Raw genomic sequence first — 23811 nt, forward strand, 5'->3', positions numbered from 1 at the left:
CTATGAGAAAGTTAGTTCGGCCCAAAGAAGTGCCTAAATGTCTTGTGCGAGCGCAGAAGAATGGGGCAAAAAATTGGCAACGACTACGAGGTGGGGATCGGCGAGAGATCTGGTCAAAACTCAATGAGATGCAGCATAGACTCTGTGCTTATTGTGAAACCCCCTTTACTACGGAAGATAGCCATATTGAGCATCTCTATCCCCGCGCTAAATATGAGGCGTTAACTTTTGAGTGGAAAAATCTTTTTGGCTCTTGTAACAATAATAATAGCTGTGGTATCTATAAAGATGGTGCGCATAATCCCCATAAAGTAATTCATGAGTTGTTGATAAAACCGGATCAGGAGGATCCTCACGCCTACTTTCGTTACTATCTTAATGGACGAATTTCGGTAAAGCCGGGATTATCAGATTATGACTATCATCGTGCGAAAGAGACTATCCGAGGATTCAATCTCAATCATAATGCGTTAGCGAGTCTGCGCAGACGACATCTCGAGCCGCTTCAACAGTTAGAAGAGGAGTTTATTCTCTGGTGTGAATTGTGTGAGGGGGATCCGGAGTTACTCGAAGAGTTAGCCGAGGAGATTCATTCACTCTTAGCGGAGCAGAAAAATAGTGCTTATCAATCGATTAAGGAGCACTATATCCATAATCATTTAGATCTTTTAGGCTTAGTTGAAGAGCGGATCGAAGAAGGGGTGGAGAGATGGGAAGAATCATATGAAGGAATCGGAGGGGATAAAAATTAGTAAGAGATATTAACATCGATAGTTAGATCAAGATCAAGATCAAGGTCACAAGGTCACAAGGTCAAGAGCGGCAACAATAACGACAAAGATATCAATGATATTGATTACGATAAGACTTCAAAAGGCAGTCAGTTATGATTGACTTTTCCATTAGCAATTGAATCGCTGGTATTACCGGTAATAAGGAACCATCATGATTACTCGAATTAATAAAGGCCCGCGGATGTCAGATGCGGTGATCTATAACGATACGCTCTACTATACTGCTATTCCTTTAGTGGAAGAGGCAGATATCTATCGACAGATGCAGAGTTTACTTGCCGATATTGATCAGCTTTTAGAGAAAGTCGGAGCTGAAAAATCCCATATTCTAGATGTAACGATCTTTCTTGTAAGTAGCTTAGATATCGAGGGGATGAATCGTGCTTGGGATGAGTGGGTCGATTCTGACAATGCGCCCGTTCGCTGTACTGTGCAGGCGGGATTGATGAATTCTAATTGGAAGGTTGAGGTGAAGATTGTTGTCGCATTACCGTCAAAATAGAGCAAGATAGTACAAAATAGAGAGAGCCGATCTAAGGATAGATCGGCTCTCTTACTCTTAATTTACTTCATTAAATGATGATTAATAGTTAATAGTTAATAGCTAATAGCTAATAGCTAATAGTTAATGAGTTGGATTTATACCCTTTCGATTTACTCCTCCGAGGGTTTCTCCTCATCACTCTCCTTCTCTGTTTCGAGCGACTCTTCTGCTTCAACCGTTAAGTCTACTTCATCGATTTCAACCACTTCAACAACATCGAGCTCGAGATCTTCCTCATCTGTACTCATCTCATCGTCTGCATCATTCTCCTCGATACGAGACATACCGACAAGTGTATCGCCATCATCGAGGCGAATGAGACGAACGCCTTGTGTATTTCGTCCTAAGATTGAGACTTCTGCAACAGAGGTTCTGACTAATACGCCATTACAAGTAATGAGCATCACCTCATCATCCTCTTCCACAATAGATGCGCCCACGATTTGGCCATTTCGCTCTGAAGTTTGGATGCCAATAACCCCTTTACCACCACGATTACGACGCGCAAATTCCTCAATTAAGGTTCGTTTACCATAACCATTCTCTGTAGCGATGAGGACCACACCCTCTTCCACAGCAAGCATCATTGAGATGACATGTTGTCCTTCTACAAGCGTGATACCTTTAACACCGCGTGATCCACGTCCGGTTGGGCGCACATCAGATTCACTAAAGCGATTAACTAAACCTGTATTGGTGAAGAGCATAATATCATTTTCACCATTAGTGATTTCAGTACCAATGAGCTCATCCCCCTCATCAAGGTTGACGGCAATTAAACCGCTTGAACGTTGACTTTGGAAGTTAGAGAGGACGGTCTTCTTCACAACACCATATTTAGTTGCCATAAAGATGTAGCGATCATCGTCATAACTATCGACAGGAAGCATCGATGTAATTCGCTCATCTGCTTCTAATGGGAGCAGATTGATAATAGGTCGACCACTTGCACCACGGCCCGCTTCAGGAAGCTCAAAGACGCGTAACCAGTAGACACGGCCATAAGAGGAGAAGCACATCAATTGTGCATGAGTGCTGACAACCATCAGATGCTCTACATCATCCTCATCGACCACTCGAGCGGCGGACTTACCACGACCACCACGGCGCTGGGCACGATACTCATCCAGTTTTTGATATTTGATATAGCCACGACGCGAGAGAGTTACTACAACATCCTCTTCGGCAATGAGATCCTCTAAGCTGATATCTTCAGCGGCTTCTCTAATCTCCGTGCGACGCTCATCACCAAATTCATCTCTAATCGCAATAAATTCCTCTTCAATAACATCACGAAGACGATCAGGATTGACTAAAATTTCGATCAATTCACGAATAGTATCTAAGAGCGTTTGATACTCTTCTAATATTTTATCTTGCTCTAAACCTGTTAAGCGCTGAAGACGCATATCTAAGATCGCTTGCGCTTGCTCTTCAGAGAGCTGATAGGTGGTGCCAATAAGGCCGACACCTTCTAAACCATCTGGGGTTGTCTTCAATTCCGCTGCGCGCTCTAACATGGCAGAGACTTCACCCGGCGCCCATTGACGCGCTAACATTCGCTCTTTTGCTTCAGCCCCTGTCGCCGATGTTCTGATCAGTTGAATCATCTCATCAATATTGGCAAGCGCTACTGTTAAGCCCTCTAAAAGATGCGCTCTGCTACGTGCGCGTCTTAATTCAAAGATGGTTCGACGGGTGATCACTTCACGACGATGGAGCAGGAATGCTTCTAACACCTGCTTTAGGTTGAGTAATTTAGGTTGTCCACGATCGATTGCTACCATATTGATACCAAAGCTCGATTGTAGCGCGGTATGTTTATAGAGCTGATTGAGAACAACCTCCCCCATCTCGCCACGACGAAGTTCGATCACGATGCGCATCCCATCTTTATCCGATTCATCTCGCAATCCATCAGGGGCGATCCCTTCGATCACTTTTTCACGGTAGAGTTCAACAATACGTTCGATGAGGCGCGCTTTATTCACTTGGTAAGGGATCTCAGTGATGATAATGACATCACGATCACGCTTCTCATCATGTTCAATCTCTGCTCGTGCGCGAATAACAACACGGCCTCGGCCTGTATGATATGCCTCACGAATTCCACGTGTTCCATTAATAATCCCTGCCGTTGGGAAGTCAGGTGCCGGAATATATTCCATCAGCTGATCAATGGTCAGGTCAGGGTCATGTAAGAGCGCTAAAGAGGCATTAATGGTTTCGGTAAGGTTATGGGGGGGGATATTTGTTGCCATCCCTACGGCAATTCCGGCAGAACCATTAACAAGCAGGTTAGGAATACGTGTAGGGAGTACCGATGGCTCAATTTCTGATTCATCGTAGTTTGGAATAAAGTCAACAGTCTCTTTCTCAATATCTTGAAGGAGTGTCTCGGCAATTTTGCTCATCCGAATTTCGGTATAACGCATTGCCGCTGCTGAGTCGCCATCGATTGAACCGAAGTTTCCTTGTCCATCAATCAACATATAGCGGAGAGAGAAATCTTGCGCCATACGGACGACGGAATCATAGATAGCAAAGTCACCATGAGGGTGATATTTACCCATCACATCCCCCACAATACGGGCAGATTTTTTGTAGGCTTTATTCCAGTGATTATTCGTCTGATTCATTGAATGAAGTATGCGTCGATGCACCGGCTTCAATCCATCGCGAACATCGGGAAGAGCACGGCCGACGATAACACTCATGGCATAATCAAGATAGGAGCTTTTCATCTCCTCTTCTAGGCTAATCGGGACAATCTCTTTGGCAAAATCACTCATTGAACCAACCTTTACTGAAAAACGATAGTTAACTTAAAAACAGCATGTAATTGTAACACATTTTGTTGATTAATTCGCCTGTTTCAGATAGAAATTAGCGGATTGAGCGAGAAAGAATAATTCCTGCTATCCCCCTACAGTAGAAAAATAATATTTAAAAATGGGAATATTTAGCGAATAATGCGCTATCTTTAGGAAAGTTGATTCCACTTTATCTTTTCAATCAAATATTTTTTGTTAAGGAAAGATGAAAAGCAGTAGCTCCAAAGTGCTAAGCTGTGTTAATTGTAATAGAATGATTGACCCTGTTAATAGTGTATCTAATCTATCGGCTCTCAGTAGAGAATAGCGGATATATAGCAGGTAAATAGCAGGTGGATAACAGATGAATGACCGATGAATAATGGAGAATAATCTCTAGATCGCTTTACTTCAGAAGGATAGTTGAGTGTTAAAGGTTTATAAAAAGGGAATAGTTCTCCTGTTTGTGATGGGGCTTTTAGCCGGTTGCGGGCAAACAGGTGCGCTCTATATCGCAAAAAGCGAGGCAGAGCATAATGATGGACACTTTATGACAAGTTATAAAAAAGATTATAAAAAAGAGAAAGATGAAAATTGATCAGGTGCGTTTAACAGAGGTGGCGGAGGAGTTTCAGACGCCGGTTTATATCTATTCAGCAGAGAAAATTTTAGCAAACTATGATGCTTATCGCCGTGGATTTGGTGATTATCCCCATCTTATCTGCTACGCCGTAAAAGCGAATAGTAACTTATCGATTTTGAAGTTGTTAGCGGAAGCGGGATCGGGTTTCGATATCGTCTCTCGTGGTGAGTTAAAACGCGTTTTAGCTGCTGGAGGCGATCCCAAAAAAGTGGTCTATTCAGGGGTCGGTAAACGAAATTGTGATTTAGAGTTTGCTCTTAATGCCGGTATTGGCTGCTTTAATGTAGAGTCGGTTGCAGAGGTCTATATGCTCAATACAATTGCCGGCAAATTGGGAGTTAAAGCCCCCGTCTCATTAAGGATTAATCCCAATGTGGATGCTAAGACACATCCTTATATCTCAACAGGCCTTAAAGAGAATAAGTTTGGGATCAGCATGACAGATGCATTACCGATGTATCGTGAGATGGCGCGTATGCCCCATATCGATATTCAGGGAATCGATTTTCATATCGGCTCGCAACTGACAGAGATTGAACCTTATGCTGAAGCGCTCGATATTACGCTTGCCTTGATTGATGAACTCTCTGCATTAGGAATTCATCTAAAGCATCTCGATATGGGGGGCGGATTAGGGATTCGTTATGAAGATGAGACTTTAATCGATCCTGCAGAGTGGATCGATCAAGCGATCGAAAAGATTGGTGATCGCGACCTTAAAATATTGATTGAACCGGGTCGCTCTATAGTAGGGGATGCCGGCATTTTAGTGACGCAGGTAATTCTTACTAAAGAGAATGAGGGGAAAAACTTTGCCGTGGTTGATGCCGCAATGAATGATCTGATTCGTCCGGCGCTCTATAGCTCATGGATGAATATTATTAACCTCGATGAGCGTGATGAAGGTGAGGTTAAAAATTATGATATTGTCGGCCCTATTTGTGAAACAGGTGATTTTTTAGGAAAGGATCGTCAGCTTGCATTAACTTCGGGTGATTATTTGGCCATTACTCATGCTGGCGCTTATGGTTTTACCATGGCCTCTAACTATAATTCTCGTGGTCGAGCCGCAGAGGTATTATTGATGGGGGATGAAGCAAAGCTGATTCGTAAAAGAGAGAGCGAAGAGTCACTTTATGCAGATGAGTTGCAATATCTCTAATGTTAGTAATGATCGTTAAGATCGTTAATTAATTATTGTTAACAAGAGCTATTGATTGAGAGTGGTTAATTAAAAAGAGTCGTGTGATGATAAAAATCCCAATGTCCTCGGTGGACTTTGGGATTTTATCTTTAGCACAATTGGAATTGGCTGTAGAAATATTAGTAAAAAACATCAGTGAAAAATATCAGTGAAAATATAAGTAGGAATAAGAGTTCATGTTGAAATTATCAGATTACGATTATCATCTGCCCGAGGAATTGATTGCCCAATTTCCACCGAAAGTGAGGGGGACTTCTCGGCTATTAGTCCCTTATCAAGGGGAGATTCGAGACCATAGCTTTGATGCTTTGGTTGAATATTTACGCCCCGGGGATCGTATTGTTATCAATAATACCCGTGTTTTGCCAGCTCGACTCTTTGGGCAAAAAGAGACCGGCGGTAAGGTTGAAATTATGGTTGAACGCCTTTTGACAGAGACAGATGTCTTAGCGCAAATTAAAGCGAGCAAGGCGTTAAAAGTGGGGCAAAAAGTTTTGATTGAGGGGGAGCCCCGTCTAGAAATGGTGGCCAGGGATGATCATTTCTTTCAACTACGAACGATCGATGGAAGCGCGATTGCACAACTGCTAGAAACTTATGGGCATCTTCCATTGCCGCCCTATATTACACGTAGTGATGAAGAACTTGATCAGTCCCGCTATCAGACCGTCTTTAATAAAGAGGAGGGAGCGGTTGCAGCACCGACTGCCGGACTTCACTTTACAGAAGAGTTGCTTGATCAACTGCGTCAAAAAGGGGTCGATATTACAGAGATTACGCTGCATGTCGGTGCCGGGACGTTTCAACCGATTCGAAGTGAAAATTTAGATGAGCATCAGATGCATAAAGAGTGGATCTCTGTACCGGAATCGGCAGTAGCAGAGATTAAAGCAACAAAAGCGGCGGGGAAAAGAGTGATTGCGATTGGCACGACAGCCGTGCGAGCATTAGAGAGCGCTGCTCTTTCAGGGGAGTTGCAACCATTTGTTGGGGATACCAATATTTTTATCAAGCCGGGCTTTAAATTTAGAGTGATTGATGGGCTCTTAACCAATTTCCATCTTCCTAAATCGACACTCTTGGTGTTAGTTTCAACATTGATGGGGAAGAAGCGTATTGAAGAGATCTATCAGCATGCCGTTAAAGAGCATTATCGTTTCTTTAGTTATGGGGATAGTATGTTGTTGGTGCCGGAATTAGATCGAGCAAAGGAGTAAGTTATGGCGCAAGGTTTAACACGCGATGAAGTAAAGACTCTCTCGCTCTCCTCTTTAGGTGGGGCGTTGGAGTTTTATGATTTTATAGTTTTTTTAACATTTGCCTCAACCTTAAGAGTGCTCTTTTTCCCGGCAGAGTCAGAGTTAGTCGCTACGGTAATGACCTATCTCACTTATGCAATTGCCTACTTTGTTCGTCCATTAAGTGGCGTTGTACTTGCCCATTTTGGAGATCTGATTGGCCGGAAAAAGGTCTTTATGTTCTCGCTCTTTATGATGGCACTACCGACCTTGGCAATCGGATTATTACCGACTTATGAATCGATCGGTTATTTTGCACCGGCACTTCTTCTTTTGATGCGAATCTTACAAGGTGTCGCATTAGGGGGAGAGGTTCCTAGTGCTCATGTTTTTGTCACAGAGCATGTCTCCCGTGGGCGTTTTGGTATCGCTAATAGCGCTATTGCCGCAGGTCTTACTTTTGGCGTATTGATCGGTCATTTTGTCTCAACGATGATGAATATCTCCTTTACTGCCTCGGAGACTTTAGCATATGCCTGGCGAATTCCCTTTATTTTAGGGGGTGTTTTAGGGTTGTTAGCAGTCTATCTTCGTCGATATCTCAAAGAGACACCGGTTTTCTTAGAGATGCAGAAGAAGAAAGCACTGCATGCCGGAACGCCAATGAAGACGCTTTTAAAAGATTTTCGCCCGCAACTCTTTATTGCGACATTGAGTACTTGGTTATTAATTGCCGGAGTTGTTTTAGTCCTGTTAGCACCTAATTTAATGAAGTCAGAAGTCTTTAATATTGAGGCCGGATTCGTTAATAAAGCAGCATTAGTCGCCACTTTTATGAATATTGTGGGGAGTTTAGCGGCGGGATTCTTGGTTGATCGAATCGGTTTGAGAAGAACCCTTTTCGGGTTTGCGCTACTTCTTGCGATCACAAGCTATATCTTCTTTACCGCATTAGGCAGTAGTGATTTGACGCAGGTAGGAATCCTCTATGCCATCGCCTCTTTCTTCTTAGGGATCGTTGCTTGTGTGCCGATGATTATTATTCGTCTCTTTCCGGCAGATGTGCGTTTAACTGGCATGGGGTTCTCATATAATATCGGTAATGCCGTATTTGCAGGGCTAACAACCTTCTTAGTACCGGTGATTGCAGAGCATTTCCATCCAATGTTTATTGCCTATTACATTCTCTTCTTATGTGCATTAGGAATCTTTTTAAGCCTCTATTTAGGTCGAGAGAGATTCAAGAGTTATCTTTAATAGTTAATAGTTAATGATGCGAGGGATAAAAAACGAAAAGGGAGCCTATTGAAAAATAGGCTCCCTTTCTTCTTTCTATATTAACGATATATAGTTATAGATAGCTGTCTCGATATTTTGGATGGCTATTTGCTTGATTAGCGATTAGAGTAGTGCTTCTGGCGATTCTGGTAGAATCTGACCGCCGTCGATAATGATCGTTTGTCCTGTGATATATTTAGCTTCTTTCGATGCTAGAAAAGCGGCAGCATAGCCGATATCTTTAGGTTCGCCTAATGTATGAGTTGGGATTGTCGCACGCATCTGATTGAGATAAGTCTCCCCTTGTGCTTCGAGTCCCTCTGTTAAGATATTGCCGGGTAGAACTGCATTCACGGTAATGCCAAAGCGAGCATATTCGAGAGCAGCGCTACGCATAAATCCTAATTGAGCTGCCTTAGATGCCCCATAATGGCTCCATCCGGGGAATCCCGTAATATTTCCTGTAATAGATGATGTAATAATCACGCGTCCATAACCTTGTTTTTTCATCACTTTAAGGGCTGCTTGGACAATAAAGAAAGTTCCTTTGACATTGACCTCTTGCATAAAATCCCAATCTTTCTCCGTCATCTCCTCTATGGTTGCCTGTGGAAAGATGCCGGTATTGGAGCAGAGAATATCGAGCCTACCATACTTTTCGATCACCTCTTCGATACGCGTTTGGCAGAGGGCTTGATTCGTAACATCTAATGCGACAAAATCGCAACCTAACTCTTTTGCTGTATTATTGCCGGCAGTGGTATCGATATCCGCAATAATAACGGTTGCTCCAGCTTCAATAAGTGCCTCAACAATGCCGCGCCCGATACCTTTTGCGCCACCTGTCACCATTGCGATCTGTTTATCTAATGAAAACATCGTAACTCCTTTGCTTAAGCAGAGATCTTAAGTAGAAAGATAAGAGTGGGAATCTTGGTAGATAATCTTTACTATCTACAATTTACTTTGATGATGGATTCCCAGTTAGAAAGATGGATCTCAATATTTCATCTCTCAACACTCTTTTCATCACATAACCTCATATATAAACTCATATATAAAATTATCATACAAGAAATAGGGTGGGTTGGGGGTTATTAAAATAATTATTCCAATCGTCATTCAAATTATTATTTTAGTCATTTTATTAAAAGTCTATTGTGCGCCTATTTATCTACGCTATTTATAAAATAGTGATGTGTTCATCTATATCTTTTTAAAAGACCTCCACAAGATCCCCGTAATCTTTTAATCAGTTTTGTATAAATTGACTGATCTGCTTATAAGTTCTTATTATCTTTGATACTCTCTATCTTTTAGATAAGAGATGACTATCACATCTAACAGCCCATTTTAGCGAGGCTTCCTACTTCTATTTTAAATAAGATTTGGCTTTAAAGGCGCCTTGTGGAACAATAGAGTTGATATTTTAATTTTTAGATAAAGGCACAAAATGATAGACAATGATGGCTTTCGGGCAAACGTTGGAATCATATTGTGTAATCAAAATCAGCAGTTGTTCTGGGGTCATCGCATCGGTCAATTAGATGCTTGGCAATTTCCACAAGGGGGAATTGATCCAAATGAGACGCCGGAAGAAGCCATGTATAGAGAGCTTTATGAGGAAGTTGGATTACGCCCTGAACATATTAAAATTTTAGGTAGAACAGATCGGTGGTTACGTTATCGTTTACCCCACAATTTGATTCGCCGAAATCATATGAATGAGAGAACATGTATCGGCCAAAAGCAGGTCTGGTTTATGCTCGAATTTATCGGTGAGGAAGCGGATTTTAATCTGAATGCGGCGGACCATCCCGAGTTTGATCACTATAAGTGGGTTGATTATTGGTTACCATTGCGCGATGTGATTCATTTTAAACGTAAAGTTTATGATAAAGCGCTAACAGAGCTTGCCCCTTTGATTTTTGAAAGAACGGTTCCTAAAAAACCTAAAGATTTACGCTCACGAAGACGTCATTCCCTCTTTAGAATGCACTCTCGCAAGCAGACTTTCAAAGAGCGAAATGGAGAGAAGAGAATCTCTTTTGAAGAGCGACATATAGAGCAACATATTATTATTGAGAAAAGCACGTATTAAACGTGCTTTTTTTATATCACTATTTCCACTATTTATAATGGTCATTTTTCGGGGCTTCTAGAGCTCTTTTATTTGGAATGAATCGAAGCGCATTTATCGATCTTATGATTGATCTTTGCATGCTGATTGTTGACTCAAGCTTCGGCAATTATTAATCAAATTAATAATCATCTATCCACAATATTTTATGGCAGTGGAGCCCTATGCTCTTTTTAATGCTCAATCCAGCCTTCCTTTTGTTCAATTCGGTAGGTGAAATAGATCATAATAATACCTCGTAACAGCATAAAGAGGAGGAATGAGAGCCATAATCCATCATTACCAAAAGGGGTTAGCAGAATACCGATCGGTAAAGCGATTATAAAAGCGCCTATCATTGCATTGCGCATCTCTTTTGCACGCGTTGCGCCGATAAAGAGACCATCTAGAAGATAACTCCAAACACTAATTAAGGGGAGGAGTGTTAGATAAGGAATTAGCGGGTAAGCGCTCTCTCGGACAGCATCGATATTGGATATCAGATTGATAAATTGATCTCCCCATAATAGAAAGAGAAAGAAGAAGAGTAGTGTGATTATTAATGCCCAGCCACCGGCGACGACCATGACAGATCGTAATTGGTCTCGGCTCTTTTCACCAATTGCTCGGCCTGTTAATGCTTCGATAGCATGAGCAAATCCATCTAAGAGATAGGAGAGAATAAAGAGACCATTGAGAATAATCATATTTGCGGCAACAATATCACCGCCAAGCCGGGAGCCTTGTAGCGTTACTAAAAAGAAGGCAAGTTGTAGTGTTAAGCTACGAATAAAGATATCCCGATTAACAAAGATTAGAGGTTGCCAATTTTGCCATTTTTTTAGTGGCGAAAATCTCCAACTACCACGGTTTTTTAGTAATATTTTAGGAAGGATTGCTAAGCCGACAAAAAGGCCAAAATATTCAGAGATAACCGCTGCTTTTGCAACGCCTGTAATACCGAGATTCAGTTTTAAGATAAAGAGCAATGTCAAAAGAATATTGAGGATATTAGTGGCTAATAGCATATAGAAGGGAATGCGTGCATTTTGCATACCTAAAAACCAACCAATGAGTGCAAAGTTGATTAAAGCTGCGGGAGCTCCCATTAATCGCCAAGAAAAAAACTGGGAGGCGCCGTCATAAAGAGCAGGTTCGAGATCGATAATTGAAAAAGCGAGTGTTGTAATCGGGAAGGCTAGAAGTAGTAGGATCAGTGCTAAGAGAAGCGCTAAGAGAATACCTTGAATGAGGATTAGGCGAATCATTCCTCCATTTTTATGGCCATAAGCCTGTGCGGTAAAGCCCGTTGTTCCCATGCGTAGAAAGTTTAAGATAGCGATTAGAAAGAGATAGATACTGCTGCCAATACCGACACTTGCCATCTGATTTGCATCATTCAGATGACCTACAATCATGGTATCAACTGTCCCTACCAGTGGGACAGAGATGTTTGAAAGGATCATCGGGAGCGTTAAAGCCCAGACTCGGCGATGAATGGTAAGGTTATTCCAAGCTAAGAAGAGGTTTTTTCCCATATTTTATCGGCTCTTATAATCGATTTCATTTACTATTGCGATATTTATTGAAATTTATTTTTGAAAAAAATTTGAAAAAGAGATTAAAATTTTTCCAAGATGTGGTGCGCTGGATTGAAAAAGGAATCTTATCAGAGAATCTATTAGGACGCTGAAGCGGGTGTTCTAAAATCGCTTAATTGTTGACTATTTATTATTCAAAATGAAAAAAAAGAGGGGGAAAAGACTTGAAACTCTTTTTATCGACCCCATCAATTAAGACGTAACTCAGGCTGGACCTTATAAATAAGCCTCTGCTAGGGCAAGTTAGATAAGGTTTCTGATAATAACAATTGATAAAACATCATATGGAGCGTTAATTGACTCACTTTTAAGGTAGCAATTAACAATCATTTAATGAATCTTTTAATGAGGAATAGACTATGAAATTACGTCCTTTACATGACAGAGTAATCATCAAACGTGAAGAAGAAGAGCTTAAAACTGCAGGTGGTATCGTTCTTCCAGGAACTGCTACAGAGAAGCCTTCACGCGGTGTCGTTCTTGCTGTAGGTAACGGTAAGGTATTGGCAAGTGGTGAAGTAAAGACTTTAGATGTCAAAGTTGGGGATAAAGTTCTTTTTGGTAAATTCTCAGGTTCTGAAGTAGAGGTAGCAGGCGAAGAGCTACTCGTTATGCGTGAAGATGAGATCATGGCGGTTATCGAGGGTTAATAGCTTATAACGTAGATGAGACTCTATTTACATAGATATAGAGATGATGTTCTTATCACTTATTAGATTAATTCAACCTCTAACTGATCATAGTTAACAGATCAAACTAACAGATCAAAGTTATAGAAGAATTTAAACATAGAAGGAATTAATAGATATGGCTAAAGAAGTACGTTTTGGTGAAGACGCTCGTAAAAAGATGGTTGCAGGTATTAATACCTTAGCAAACGCAGTAAAAGTAACGCTTGGCCCTAAAGGTCGTAACGTTGTTTTAGATAAAAGCTTTGGTGCACCTGTTGTAACAAAAGATGGTGTTTCTGTTGCGCGTGAAATTGAACTTGAAGATAAGTTTGAAAATATGGGCGCACAGATGGTTCGTGAAGTCTCTTCAAGAACTGCAGATACAGCTGGAGATGGTACAACTACAGCAACTGTCTTAGCACAAGCGATTGTTCGTGAAGGTATGAAAGCAGTGGCTGCGGGGATGAATCCGATGGATATCAAACGTGGTATCGATAAAGCGGTAGCAGCGGCAGTTGAAGAGCTTCGTAATATCTCTAAACCATGTGAAGATGATACGTCAATTGCTCAAGTCGGTACGATTTCTGCAAACTCAGATGCGGAAATTGGTGAAATTATCGCAAAAGCAATGCAGAAAGTAGGTAAAGAGGGCGTCATTACTGTTGAAGAGGGTTCAGGTTTAGAAAACTCGCTTGAGACTGTAGAAGGTATGCAGTTTGATCGTGGTTATCTCTCTCCTTACTTCATCAATAATCAAGAATCGATGGCTGCTGAATTAGAAGACCCATTTGTTCTTCTCTGCGATAAGAAGATTGGTAACATCCGTGAGATGATCACTATCTTAGAAGAAGTTGCAAAAGCGGGGCGCCCACTCTTAATTATCGCAGAAGATGTTGAAGGTGAAGCTTTAGCAACACTCGTAATCAACAACATGCGCGGTATTGTGAAGGTTGCCGCTGTTAAAGCTCCAGGATTTGGTGATCGTCGTAAAGCGATGCTTGAAGATATCGCTGTATTAACAGGTGGTACTGTAATCTCTGAAGAGATCGGTATGAGCTTAGAAAAAGCAACAGTAGCTGATCTTGGTATCGCAAAACGTGTTGTAGTTGATAAAGATACGACAACAATTGTTGATGGTAATGGAGATAAGGCTGCGATCGATGCGCGCGTTGCTCAAATTCAGCAACAAATTGTTGAAGCGACATCTGATTATGATAAAGAGAAACTTCAAGAGCGCGTTGCTAAACTTGCAGGCGGTGTTGCCGTTATTCAGGTAGGTGCCGCAACAGAAGTTGAGATGAAAGAGAAGAAAGTGCGTGTAGAAGATGCGCTTCATGCAACTCGCGCCGCTGTTGAAGAGGGTATTGTCCCAGGTGGTGGTGTTGCTCTTGTTCGTGCATTAACGCGTATTGCTGATCTTAAAGGTGATAATGATGAGCAGGATGCAGGTATTCGTGTAGCACTTAGAGCGATGGAAGAACCACTTCGTCAAATCGTTACGAATGCAGGTGAGCCGGCGGATGTTGTTCTTAATGCGGTTAAAGAAGGTAAGACTGATTCCTTCGGTTATAACGCAGCAACAGGTGAATATGGCGACATGGTTGAGATGGGTATTTTAGATCCAACTAAAGTTACTCGTTCAGCAATCCAAAATGCAGCTTCCGTTGCCTCTTTAATCATCACAACAGAGTGTATGATTGCAGACCTACCAAAGAAAGATGGCGGTATGCCTGATATGGGTGGTATGGGCGGCATGGGTGGAATGCCTGGCATGATGTAATATCACTCTAATCCCTTTCTTATTCGGGATAGATTAAAAAATAAAAGTAGCTTAAGAAGAAGGGTCACACGATGTGTGGCCCTTTTTTACTACGACATCATTTTCTTAACATTAGGAAAATCGGTAATGAAGAAACTCGCCCTATTATCTCTCGCACTGTTGATGACGGGCTGTACAGTCGTCAATTTTCAATATACATCAGAGGGTGAGTCGATCGCTGTTACAGAAGCGGAGAGAATCCTAATGCACTTAGGAGATGTCTCTGTCAATATTGCATCAAATGCACCGAGTGATGACTTCTTCTTTAATTTAGAGAATAAAAATCATTTTGAGGCAGAATTTAAATCGACGTTTGCAAAAGCGCTTCAAGAGAGCCTTGATTAATCACAGCTTTTTAATGGTACGAAGCGAGAAGCGAACTTAAAAGCGACGGTGTTAAAATTTAGCCAATTAAGTATTGGATTACATTTCCCAACAATTATGGAAGTCAATTATCAGCTCGTTGATGCGACGACAGGAAGAGTTCTATTTAACCGAGATATTAGAACTGAGGCGGAAGCACCTTTAAAAGTCTCCTATCTTGGAACGGCAAGAGCGATCGATGCTCGTAATTTAACTGCACAGAAAAATATTCGTCAATTGTTAGAAGCTCTCAAAAAAGCAAATATTCGATAGCCAATCATCTAGTAATTAGACCATCTAATTTGTAGAGTAGCCTGATGGCTATTTAAGGGATAGAAAAGAGCTCACTTTAAATTGAAGTGAGCTTTTAGTTTTAATGTTTATTATTAATTCTATTTTCGGATGGTATAGCAAGGTGTATATTCCGACCCTGGGAGTTTCATTCGTTGCTGCAGAACAAACTCTCTTAATAGTTGGTCGATCATCTCCATTAATTCAGGATCTCCCGATAACTCAAAGGGGCCATTTTCCTGAATTGCTCGGATACCAAACTCTTTAACATTTCCTGCAACAAGGCCGGAGAAGGCTTTACGTAGATTAGCGGCTAATTGTGCTTTAGGTTGATCGAGATGAAGATCGAGCTTTGCCATATTTTCATGCGTTGGGATAAAAGGTTGCTGAAAATCTTTAGGAATAGTGAGTAACCAATTAAAGCAGTAGGCATCACCCCGTAATTCTCGGCACTCTTTAACCTGTGGCATGGATCGCTTCATTTTGCGAGCAACTGCAGCGGGGTCATCGATAATTATTTCATATAGTTTTTGTGCCTCTTCTCCTAAAGTTTTACCAATGAAGGCATCTAGCGTTCTAAAGTAGCTTTCACTCTCTTTAGGTCCTGTTAAAACGAGGGGGAGGCAGATATCTCTATTTTTAGGATGAAGTAGTAAACCTAAGATATAGAAGAACTCTTCCGCAGTTCCGACACCACCAGGGGAGATAATAATGCCATGCCCAAGGCGGACAAAGGCTTCAAGGCGCTTCTCAATATCGGACATAACAATCAATTCATTGACGAGAGGATTGGGAGGTTCCGCTGCAATGATAGAGGTTTCAGTAATACCGATAAAACGACTCTCTTTATTCGATTGGCGAGCATGACCCACTGCTGCACCACGCATAGGTGCTTCCATGGCGCCCGGGCCACATCCTGTACAGATATTAAGATGGCGAACTCCCAATTCTTGGCCTACCGCATATCCATATTCATACTCAGTCTCATTAATTGAGTGCCCACCCCAACAGACGATAATATTAGGATCTTGATCTGTGAGTAAAGCATTGGCATTTCGTAAAATCGCAAAGACAAAATCGGTCGTTAAAGAGTTACGTTGATTCTCTGAAACTTTAATGAGTGAACCGGTATCATTTCCATTTTTATATTCATGATAGAGCGATGAGACAGAATCGATAAAGAGGGTATCTCTTAAGACAGAAAAGAGATTGCGTCGAATCACATTGGTTAATTTACCATCTACAAAGACCTCTTGTGGAGGATTGAAGAGGCGTAGCTTAATTCCCCTCTCTGTACGAATTAATTCGATATCATAATCTTTATATTGACTGGCAATGAGCTGAGGATTATCGGTTTTGCTACCAGTATTGAGCACAGCAAGTGTACAGTTTCTAAAGAGAGGGTAGAGCTCCCCTTTTGCTGTCTTTTTTAAGATAGCGCTCTCTGTATGTGAGATCAGATCCATCGATCCTTTTGGGGGATAGATATCGTATCGAATACGGTTTGGCATATATACAAACTCCTTTAGGAATAGGACTCTAATAATTGGTAGATTAAGAGTGAGTACTTTTTTTCGCTATCAACGCTATCGATGTTATCAGCGTGATTAACTCTATTAATGACAAACGCATAATGAGTAATGACTTAAGGATGACATCACAACCAGGTTGAACAAGGTTGAGTTAGATGAGATTGAGCTAGAGGCTAATAAGTTCACTCTTCATTATTCTCATTAAATCATGCTCATTCAATTATTATCACTCACTTTTGATAATTCTTTTAATACCAATTTTGATTAAAGTTTCTAATTAATAACACCTTTTAAATAACACTTTTACTTTTCATTTTATACTTTTAACTATTTTAGTTTAATAGTTCATTGTATCACTAAGTATTGCATCCTTAATCTCTTCTACCGTGATTAAATATTTTAAGCTTTAAAGAGTGCCTTAAGATAGGAGGGGAGTGTTCGAAGTAACAATGTTAGCTGCTGGAGTAGTAGGGCGGAAGCTAAATCACTTCGATTTTGATCCTGCTGTTGAACGATCTCTCTCTTTAATTGGCTATAGGTTGGCTGATCAAATTGTCGTTGTTGTAATGTTTGAATAATAAAGTTGGCAGTTTTATCTAAAAGTTGTAGGACTTGTTGATTCTCAATTGCGGAGCGATGGGCACCAAGAGCGGAGAGGTATCCTAAAAAGGTATTGTTGAGGCAGAGATTGTGAAAGAGCTCTGAGAGTACAGCTTCATCTTTCCCTTTAGTCTCTGATAAGGAAGCAAAGAGTGCGGCTAATTCACTATCAGCCTCATTTGCCCGGGCGCGTGTTGAGAGATAACTTAAGCTATCATGTCGCCCCTGATGATATTGCTCTTGAATCTCCCTTAAGTATTCACTATTTTTTTCGGCGACTTTCTCATAAGCATGTTGAATATTATGATAGCGCCAATCTGGAAGAATGAAGCGTGCAGCAAACCAAGCAATTGCACAGCCAATAATGGTATCAATTAAGCGCTCTGGAGCAATAAATGCATAATCATTGAGGTTAAAACTGATCAAGACCATAATCGTAATCAGGGCTGTTGTAAAAGAGTAGCCTAGAGCACTCAAGCTGAAAAAGAGGGTGCTACTTGCAATGACCACTAGGACCTGCAATGACGTTGAGGGTGAAAATTGAAGAAAGAGCAGTGTAAATAAGACACCAATAAAGGTACCGGAGAGCCGTTTTAAGATACGACTTTTGGTAACAATCACATTAGGCTGGCAGACAAAAATGGCTGTTAAGACAATCCAGTAGATGCGATTGGTGACAGGACCATTCCCGAATAGATGGGTATTAGCGAGATTAATTCCCCAGATTATGAGGTAACCTACTCCCATGACAAAGCCCATTCTGACGGCATGACGAAAAATTTCTGATTCTTTAGTTAAATGGGCATTGATGGTTTGATAGATATTGAGAAGTGAGTCTTTCAGAGACGCTATTTTGCTGCTCTTCTTCGTGGGAAGTAGCGCTTTAATCTCTCTTTGAAAAAGCTCTGAATCTGTTAAACCGCTCTCCATCTTAAGAAGGAGAGTATTGATCTGTTTGAGGTTATGAAGGATATTTTCGATCGAGATAATAATCTCGATTGATGCGGCATGATCTTTTTTGAGTCTTAATGTAGTCTCTTCAAGACGGCTCGTGATGCGCGAGAGATATTGTGGATAGAGATACTCTTTTTTATGAAGTAGAGCTTCGGCCACCTTTTGAGCCGCATTTCCTTGCTGCATCATGACACGCTGATAGCGAAAGAGTAGATCACTATAGAGAAACTCTTTATGCAGGATCTCATATTCTACATGGATAGATGATGCGCGCTCGTAGATCGCTTGTGCTACAAGGTAGTAATTGAGAAGTTCTGAATAGGGCTGATTAGATTGCTCATTCTGTAATCGTCGTATTAAAGCACCCTTAATACTATTGAGGCGCGTTGTTAATGTTTTGCCGGCAATAGAGAGTTTTAATTTCAACTTTTGAATGCTCTCTCCCTCATCAGGGTCGAAGAAACGTGCTTTAAGTTCTAAAAAATGGGCCAGGTCACGATATGCTTCTCCCAATGATTCGGTAATCGGACGGGCAGGCCAGATCAGGTGAAATAGTAGAGAGATCAGATGATACCAGAGTGCGCCAGTTAGCAGTGTTAATGGTTGAATATACCAAGCTCGATCTGGTTCCAGAGTGAGCATGGCATAGACCATTAAGACTAAAGTTCCAAAGGCAGTTGTTGCATAACGCTCTCCTAATGCACCTAACATAATCAAGGCGCTTGTTCCTAAAGTACAGAGGAGGAGAAAGAGTGGTGGGTAGGGAAAGAAGAGCTCGACGGTTGTAGCTACCAGAAAGAAGATGAGCAGAATTAAGCCAATATTTTTAATTCGGCCTTTAATATGGTCATCTAGATCAGAGAGTGCTGCCGCTACAGCGCCTAAGATAGGGGAGAGTTGAAGATCGCCGGTCAGTGCCATAGGGATCAGTACAACGCCCACCATAATGATCAATATCTTGAGACTATAGAGAAGATAATTATTATAAAAAGGAGCCATAATTTTTGTGAGGGCTAACATTCTATTCATCTCATAATCTCCATAGCGAGGGGAAGTGGCTATTTTACCACTCTATTGTCCGGTCGTATCTCTCATCTCTCTTCTTTTAGCCTTTCATTCCTGCTCTTCTATCTTAGAAACGGATCAGCTCTTTGGGGTAGAGATAGTAATCGAGAGGGATATCCCCTGGGTAACTATCCAATATCTTTTCAATAGGTGGGAAGAAGCCGACGCCAATCTTGATAAGATGGGGATAAGTTTTAAAAAATTGATCATAAAAACCGCCCCCATAACCGACGCGATGTCCCTTTATATCACAGGTTAAAAGGGGGGTAATAACTGTTGTAATAGAGTTGATCTCTTCCTCGGTTAAGGGGTTATAATCCTCAGTCGGCTCAGGAATACCCCAACGACTAGTTTTTAATTTGGTTTCTGCTGTTAATGGGATATGTTCAAGCGCCCCTTGCTTGACTCTTGGAACGGCAACTCTGATATCGTATTGCCAAAGGTGTGGGAGTAGAGGACGCAGATCGACCTCTCTTTGAGCTTCTATCGGCAGGAAAAGATGGAGATGTATTGCTGAGGGTTGCTCACTTTTTAGATCGATTAAGTAGCTCAAAAGTTGCCGGCAAATCTCTTGTGAATATTGCCGATATTGATCATCTGAAAGGGCTCTTCTTGCATTGCTGAAATAATCTCTCAGTTCTGCTTTCTCTGCACTGTGGGGAGGATCGATCTTCATGATAGGTTGCTCCTTTTAAGACTTAGGAAGAATCTAGAAAGAATCTGGAAACGGGATGATAAGAGGGGACAATAAAAAGCCTAGCATATAAGGGCTAGGCTGTTTAAAGCTTATTATTGCACTACTTATTCTTAGGTCTCGCCTAGAATGGGATATCGTCATCGAAGTCATCAAAGTCAGCCATTCCACTTTCTTGCTGTTTGGGCTGATTAAATCCTTGACTCTGTCCTTGATTTTGGCTCTGGTTATAGCCTTGGTTTTGTTGTGGGCGAGGTGCTTGTTGTGATCCACCATAAGTGTCTTGTTGCGGTGCTTGATTAAAGTCTTGGTAACCAGAAGATGCGGCAGGACCTCCAAAGTTATTGCCACCGCCACCACCGCCGCCTAACATCTGTAGCTCATTTGCATTGATGTCGGTAGAGTAGCGCTCAATACCATTTTTATCGGTATATTTATTAGTCCGAAGAGAACCCTCTACATAGACTTGGCTTCCTTTTTTAAGATATTGCCCAGCAATTTCTGCTAAGCGACCGAAAAAGACAACGCGGTGCCATTCGGTGCGCTCTTGCTGTTGTCCAGTATTACGATCTTTCCAACTCTCTGATGTTGCAACAGAGATGGTGGTAACAGCGCTACCTGCAGCAGTGTAACGAACATCAGGGTCATTACCGAGACGACCAACAAGAATAACTTTATTAATTCCACGAGACATAGTAAAAACCTTAAATCATGTAATGAGTATAAATAGTATTGTATTGTCACACTATACGCTATTTGTGCGTTATTTTAAATTTATTGGGTGACAATGAATATGATTAGATCATCAACTATTATCAGAGTGTAATTATTCTGATAACAGTTTGATAACAGCTTGATATTTGATAAAAATCCCATCTTATAATCGATATCGTTTGTCAGCGATAAGCGTAGTAGAGAGAAGATTAATTAGGGTCTAACTTCAATAAAGGGGATTCTCTGTTCATCGAGGTTCCGCTTTGTCTGTGCTAAATCTCTCGGACTAAATGGGCCAATTTGAACGCGGTAAACGGTTTTCCCATTAACGGTGATTTTATTGACTGTTGGCGTATACCCCATCGACTCCAACTGTGATTTATGAATATTTGCTTCAAAAGTAGAGGAGAAGCTACCGGTTTGTAGCTTTTTCTGAACACCTTGATCGCGATCTGGCTCAGGAGCAACATATTCGGAGACAGAGAGTAACTCAAGTGCTAACTCATTTTTGATCTCTTTATCCACCGATTCATATCCGGAGGGTTGGCTGATCAATTCAAATTTAAGAGGCTTTTTCTCTTCTTTAGGGATCATCGGTACTTCACTAAGGTTGCGCCCGCCAATAGTCTCTTCTCCTGCCATATGGAAGGAGCGATTAGCGAGTTGCTCATAGAAAGAGAACTCCGATTCTGGAATCTGAATCTCTTCAGGAGAAAAGGGCTTTTGCTTCTCAAGTTCCCGCGCTAATGCTCGCTCTTCTTGTGCGATGCGTCGCGCCTCTTTCTCTGCTGCTTTTTTTTCTGCATGATGGGCAAAAAAGAGGGAGATCGCGATCACTGCAGCAACAATGATCACATAGACAATGAACTCCCCTCGAGTGGGAGTTCTACGGAAGAAGCGGAGAAAAGATTTAACTCTTCTCCATTGTCCTTTTATCTGTACTTGATCTATTTTTGGCATACTTTGCGCATCACTTAGGATTGAAGTTACAACGATGTATTATATCTTTATATTACATCTTTGTTGGTGCCGAGAGGCCTAATAGTGTTAATCCATTTGCAAGAACTTGTTTCGCAGCCATCAAGAGATAGAGCTTAGCATCTTGTAGCCCTTTTTCTGACTCATTATCAGTTAAGATACGAATGGCATTTCCAGATTCATCTTTTGCATTGTAATAGCTATGAACATCTGCTGCGAGCTCTTGGAGATAATTTGCGATCAGATGAGGTGCTCGATTTCTACCGGCAGTTGCAACCATCTCTCCAAAGCTAGAGAGGGTACGCATTAAGCGATATTCAGCGGTAGCTGTTAGTAGAGAGAGATGTTTTGCCGCAAATTCTGCATCAAAATTGTGATCACGCTTCTCTCTTTCTGCCAAGATTGAGCAGATACGAGCATGTGCATATTGAATATAGTAGACCGGATTATCGCTCGATTGAGAGAGCGCAAGATCGATATCAAATTGAAGTTGAGAATCAGGATTACGTGCCGCTAAGAAGTAGCGTGTTGCATCTTTTCCGACCTCATCAATCAGATCACGTAATGTGACGTAAGATCCAGCACGTTTGGAGATTTTTACCTCTTTGCCATCTCTCAATACCATCACCATTTGATGAAGGATATATTCCGGCCATCCTTGAGGAATACCGATATCAAGCGCTTGAAGCCCCGCTCTTACACGGGAGATTGTGCCGTGATGATCTGCACCTTGTTCATTAATGACAAAGCGGAAGCCACGTTCCCATTTTTTCTCATGGTAAGCAACATCTGGGACAAAATAGGTATATCCACCCTCTTTTTTGCGCATAACACGATCTTTATCATCGCCATATTCTGTTGTCTTTAACCAGAGCGCTCCCTCCTCTTCATAGGTGACTCCTTTCTCAATTAATCGTTCAACAACGCGATCAACAGAGCCATCTTTATAGAGAGAGGACTCTAGGTAGTAGACATCGAAATTGATGTCGAACGCTTTAAGGTCTAGATCTTGCTCCCGGCGAAGATAGGCAACGGCAAAGTTACGGATATTCTCTAGATCTTCAGGATCACCCGATGCGGTGATTTCGCGATCATCCGCTGCAACGCTCTCTTTTGCTAGATAGCTCTTTGCGATATCGATAATATATTCCCCGCGATAACCATCTTCAGGCCAGCCCTTATCTTCAGGGGTTTTACCATCAATGCGCGCTTTGACTGAAGCGGCAAGATTATCGATCTGAGCGCCGGCATCGTTGTAGTAAAATTCACGCGTAACATCGAAGCCATTTGCCTCAAGTAAGCGGGCGATAGAGTCGCCTACTGCTGCGCCTCGACCATGGCCGACATGGAGGGGACCTGTGGGATTTGCAGAAACAAATTCAATCTGTACTTTTTCCCGATCGCCACTCTCGTTATGCCCATATTGTGCTCTTTTGGTAAGAACATTTTGTAGCTCGTGATGGTAGACCTCGGGTTTGAAGGTAAAGTTAAGAAAGCCAGGACCTGCGATCTCAATCTTTTCAATTTCAGGCTGCTCTCCGATTGCATCGACAATCTTCTCAGCTAATGCACGAGGATTGCTCTTAAAGGCGCGAGCAGACATCATTGCAATATTACTTGCAAAGTCCCCATGGCTAAGATCGCGAGTTCTCTCAACGCTCTTATCAGCGAGTGCGAGATCGATCTCGACCTGCTCATTTTCTGCAACCTGTTGAAGGGCCTGTTTAATAATACGGATAGGAATCTGTTTCATACGTTATTTTACGTTTACTCTATTAAAATAGACACGGGAGATAGATACGAGAGAAAAAAGAGAGAGTAGTCATTAGTCCTTCGATCTTGAGCACATATCATATTGATAGGATATGTACTCAATAGAATCGTGATGAATCTAAT

At 41.5% G+C, this 23811-nt stretch carries 18 protein-coding genes and 2 pseudogenes; 11 read left to right on the top strand and 9 right to left on the bottom strand.

The genetic code is table 11. From position 1 onward, the window contains the following. Positions 1-2: 2 nt before the first annotated feature. Positions 3-752, top strand: coding sequence for a retron Ec78 anti-phage system effector HNH endonuclease PtuB (ptuB, locus tag AC0SAP_RS05215; RefSeq protein ID WP_473383262.1), 750 nt, complete (start codon positions 3-5; stop codon positions 750-752). 190 nt (positions 753-942) lie between these two features. Then, on the top strand, positions 943-1296 hold the full coding sequence (locus AC0SAP_RS05220; protein WP_473383505.1) for a RidA family protein: 354 nt from the start codon (positions 943-945) through the stop codon (positions 1294-1296). Positions 1297-1448: 152 nt separating this feature from the next. On the opposite strand, the gene gyrA is transcribed toward AC0SAP_RS05220, so the two are convergent. Beyond that, entirely contained in the window at positions 1449-4130 is a 2682-nt protein-coding gene (gyrA, locus tag AC0SAP_RS05225) for a DNA gyrase subunit A (protein ID WP_473383263.1), read from the bottom strand. Between the two features lie 448 nt (positions 4131-4578). On the opposite strand from gyrA, the pseudogene lptM reads away from it, so the two are divergent. The 4 genes and pseudogenes from lptM to AC0SAP_RS05245 form a co-directional block, all read left to right on the top strand. Further along, positions 4579-4671: pseudogene (gene lptM / locus AC0SAP_RS05230) on the top strand (LPS translocon maturation chaperone LptM); the annotation flags it as partial. 67 nt (positions 4672-4738) lie between these two features. Beyond that, positions 4739-5956 (top strand): diaminopimelate decarboxylase, encoded by a 1218-nt coding sequence (gene lysA, locus AC0SAP_RS05235; protein ID WP_473383264.1) that lies wholly within the window; start codon positions 4739-4741, stop codon positions 5954-5956. 221 nt (positions 5957-6177) lie between these two features. Next, entirely contained in the window at positions 6178-7215 is a 1038-nt protein-coding gene (queA, locus tag AC0SAP_RS05240; protein ID WP_473383506.1) for a tRNA preQ1(34) S-adenosylmethionine ribosyltransferase-isomerase QueA, read from the top strand. A 3-nt stretch (positions 7216-7218) separates the two neighbouring features. Continuing rightward, complete coding sequence (locus AC0SAP_RS05245) at positions 7219-8493, top strand: MFS transporter (RefSeq protein ID WP_473383266.1); 1275 nt, start codon at positions 7219-7221, stop codon at positions 8491-8493. Between the two features lie 144 nt (positions 8494-8637). Here the strand turns inward: AC0SAP_RS05245 and fabG are convergent, their stop codons facing one another. Then, entirely contained in the window at positions 8638-9393 is a 756-nt protein-coding gene (fabG, locus tag AC0SAP_RS05250) for a 3-oxoacyl-ACP reductase FabG (RefSeq protein WP_473383267.1), read from the bottom strand. A gap of 574 nt (positions 9394-9967) precedes the next feature. On the opposite strand from fabG, the pseudogene AC0SAP_RS05255 reads away from it, so the two are divergent. Beyond that, positions 9968-10492, top strand: a pseudogene (locus AC0SAP_RS05255) (RNA pyrophosphohydrolase); the annotation flags it as partial. 335 nt (positions 10493-10827) lie between these two features. Here the strand turns inward: AC0SAP_RS05255 and AC0SAP_RS05260 are convergent. Further along, positions 10828-12171 (bottom strand): MATE family efflux transporter, encoded by a 1344-nt coding sequence (locus AC0SAP_RS05260; protein ID WP_473383268.1) that lies wholly within the window; start codon positions 12169-12171, stop codon positions 10828-10830. A gap of 422 nt (positions 12172-12593) precedes the next feature. Here AC0SAP_RS05260 and AC0SAP_RS05265 point away from each other — a divergent pair, with 422 nt between their 5' ends. The 4 genes from AC0SAP_RS05265 (at position 12594) to AC0SAP_RS05280 (ending at position 15360) form a co-directional block, all read left to right on the top strand. Further along, complete coding sequence (locus tag AC0SAP_RS05265) at positions 12594-12884, top strand: co-chaperone GroES (protein WP_094567660.1); 291 nt, start codon at positions 12594-12596, stop codon at positions 12882-12884. Positions 12885-13041: 157 nt separating this feature from the next. Continuing rightward, complete coding sequence (groL, locus tag AC0SAP_RS05270; RefSeq protein WP_286483021.1) at positions 13042-14685, top strand: chaperonin GroEL; 1644 nt, start codon at positions 13042-13044, stop codon at positions 14683-14685. Between the two features lie 126 nt (positions 14686-14811). Continuing rightward, positions 14812-15069 (top strand): hypothetical protein, encoded by a 258-nt coding sequence (locus AC0SAP_RS05275; RefSeq protein ID WP_473383271.1) that lies wholly within the window; start codon positions 14812-14814, stop codon positions 15067-15069. 48 nt (positions 15070-15117) lie between these two features. After that, entirely contained in the window at positions 15118-15360 is a 243-nt protein-coding gene (locus tag AC0SAP_RS05280; RefSeq protein ID WP_473383272.1) for a hypothetical protein, read from the top strand. 119 nt (positions 15361-15479) lie between these two features. Here AC0SAP_RS05280 and ppnN read toward each other — a convergent pair whose 3' ends face one another. From ppnN to argS, 6 genes are all read right to left on the bottom strand, one after another. Continuing rightward, positions 15480-16889 (bottom strand): nucleotide 5'-monophosphate nucleosidase PpnN, encoded by a 1410-nt coding sequence (gene ppnN, locus AC0SAP_RS05285; RefSeq protein ID WP_286483025.1) that lies wholly within the window; start codon positions 16887-16889, stop codon positions 15480-15482. 420 nt (positions 16890-17309) lie between these two features. Further along, positions 17310-19493 carry a YccS family putative transporter gene (gene yccS, locus AC0SAP_RS05290; RefSeq protein WP_473383274.1) on the bottom strand — a complete coding sequence of 728 codons (2184 nt, stop codon included), beginning with the start codon at positions 19491-19493 and terminating at the stop codon, positions 17310-17312. Between the two features lie 103 nt (positions 19494-19596). Then, positions 19597-20205 carry a 5-formyltetrahydrofolate cyclo-ligase gene (locus AC0SAP_RS05295; RefSeq protein ID WP_473383275.1) on the bottom strand — a complete coding sequence of 203 codons (609 nt, stop codon included), beginning with the start codon at positions 20203-20205 and terminating at the stop codon, positions 19597-19599. A gap of 142 nt (positions 20206-20347) precedes the next feature. Continuing rightward, the gene (locus AC0SAP_RS05300) at positions 20348-20917 is read right to left on the bottom strand and encodes a single-stranded DNA-binding protein (RefSeq protein ID WP_094567653.1); all 570 of its coding nucleotides are present in this window, start codon (positions 20915-20917) and stop codon (positions 20348-20350) included. 233 nt (positions 20918-21150) lie between these two features. Then, positions 21151-21897, bottom strand: coding sequence for an SPOR domain-containing protein (locus AC0SAP_RS05305; RefSeq protein WP_473383276.1), 747 nt, complete (start codon positions 21895-21897; stop codon positions 21151-21153). A 52-nt stretch (positions 21898-21949) separates the two neighbouring features. Further along, positions 21950-23668: an arginine--tRNA ligase gene (gene argS, locus AC0SAP_RS05310; protein ID WP_473383278.1), complete on the bottom strand. Its 1719-nt coding sequence runs from the start codon at positions 23666-23668 to the stop codon at positions 21950-21952. Positions 23669-23811 lie beyond the last annotated feature (143 nt).

Source organism: Ignatzschineria sp. PL_is040, from assembly GCF_055813795.1.

Coding starts and splice junctions, on each gene's coding strand:
- AC0SAP_RS05275 (WP_473383271.1), top strand. CDS start 14,812: ATGAAGAAACTCGCCCTATTATCTCTCGCACTGTTGATGACGGGCTGT.
- gyrA (WP_473383263.1), bottom strand. CDS start 4,130: ATGAGTGATTTTGCCAAAGAGATTGTCCCGATTAGCCTAGAAGAGGAG.
- groL (WP_286483021.1), top strand. CDS start 13,042: ATGGCTAAAGAAGTACGTTTTGGTGAAGACGCTCGTAAAAAGATGGTT.
- AC0SAP_RS05305 (WP_473383276.1), bottom strand. CDS start 21,897: ATGCCAAAAATAGATCAAGTACAGATAAAAGGACAATGGAGAAGAGTT.
- ptuB (WP_473383262.1), top strand. CDS start 3: ATGAGAAAGTTAGTTCGGCCCAAAGAAGTGCCTAAATGTCTTGTGCGA.
- AC0SAP_RS05265 (WP_094567660.1), top strand. CDS start 12,594: ATGAAATTACGTCCTTTACATGACAGAGTAATCATCAAACGTGAAGAA.
- AC0SAP_RS05245 (WP_473383266.1), top strand. CDS start 7,219: ATGGCGCAAGGTTTAACACGCGATGAAGTAAAGACTCTCTCGCTCTCC.
- AC0SAP_RS05300 (WP_094567653.1), bottom strand. CDS start 20,917: ATGTCTCGTGGAATTAATAAAGTTATTCTTGTTGGTCGTCTCGGTAAT.
- argS (WP_473383278.1), bottom strand. CDS start 23,668: ATGAAACAGATTCCTATCCGTATTATTAAACAGGCCCTTCAACAGGTT.
- ppnN (WP_286483025.1), bottom strand. CDS start 16,889: ATGCCAAACCGTATTCGATACGATATCTATCCCCCAAAAGGATCGATG.
- yccS (WP_473383274.1), bottom strand. CDS start 19,493: ATGAATAGAATGTTAGCCCTCACAAAAATTATGGCTCCTTTTTATAAT.
- AC0SAP_RS05295 (WP_473383275.1), bottom strand. CDS start 20,205: ATGAAGATCGATCCTCCCCACAGTGCAGAGAAAGCAGAACTGAGAGAT.
- lysA (WP_473383264.1), top strand. CDS start 4,739: ATGAAAATTGATCAGGTGCGTTTAACAGAGGTGGCGGAGGAGTTTCAG.
- fabG (WP_473383267.1), bottom strand. CDS start 9,393: ATGTTTTCATTAGATAAACAGATCGCAATGGTGACAGGTGGCGCAAAA.
- AC0SAP_RS05260 (WP_473383268.1), bottom strand. CDS start 12,171: ATGGGAAAAAACCTCTTCTTAGCTTGGAATAACCTTACCATTCATCGC.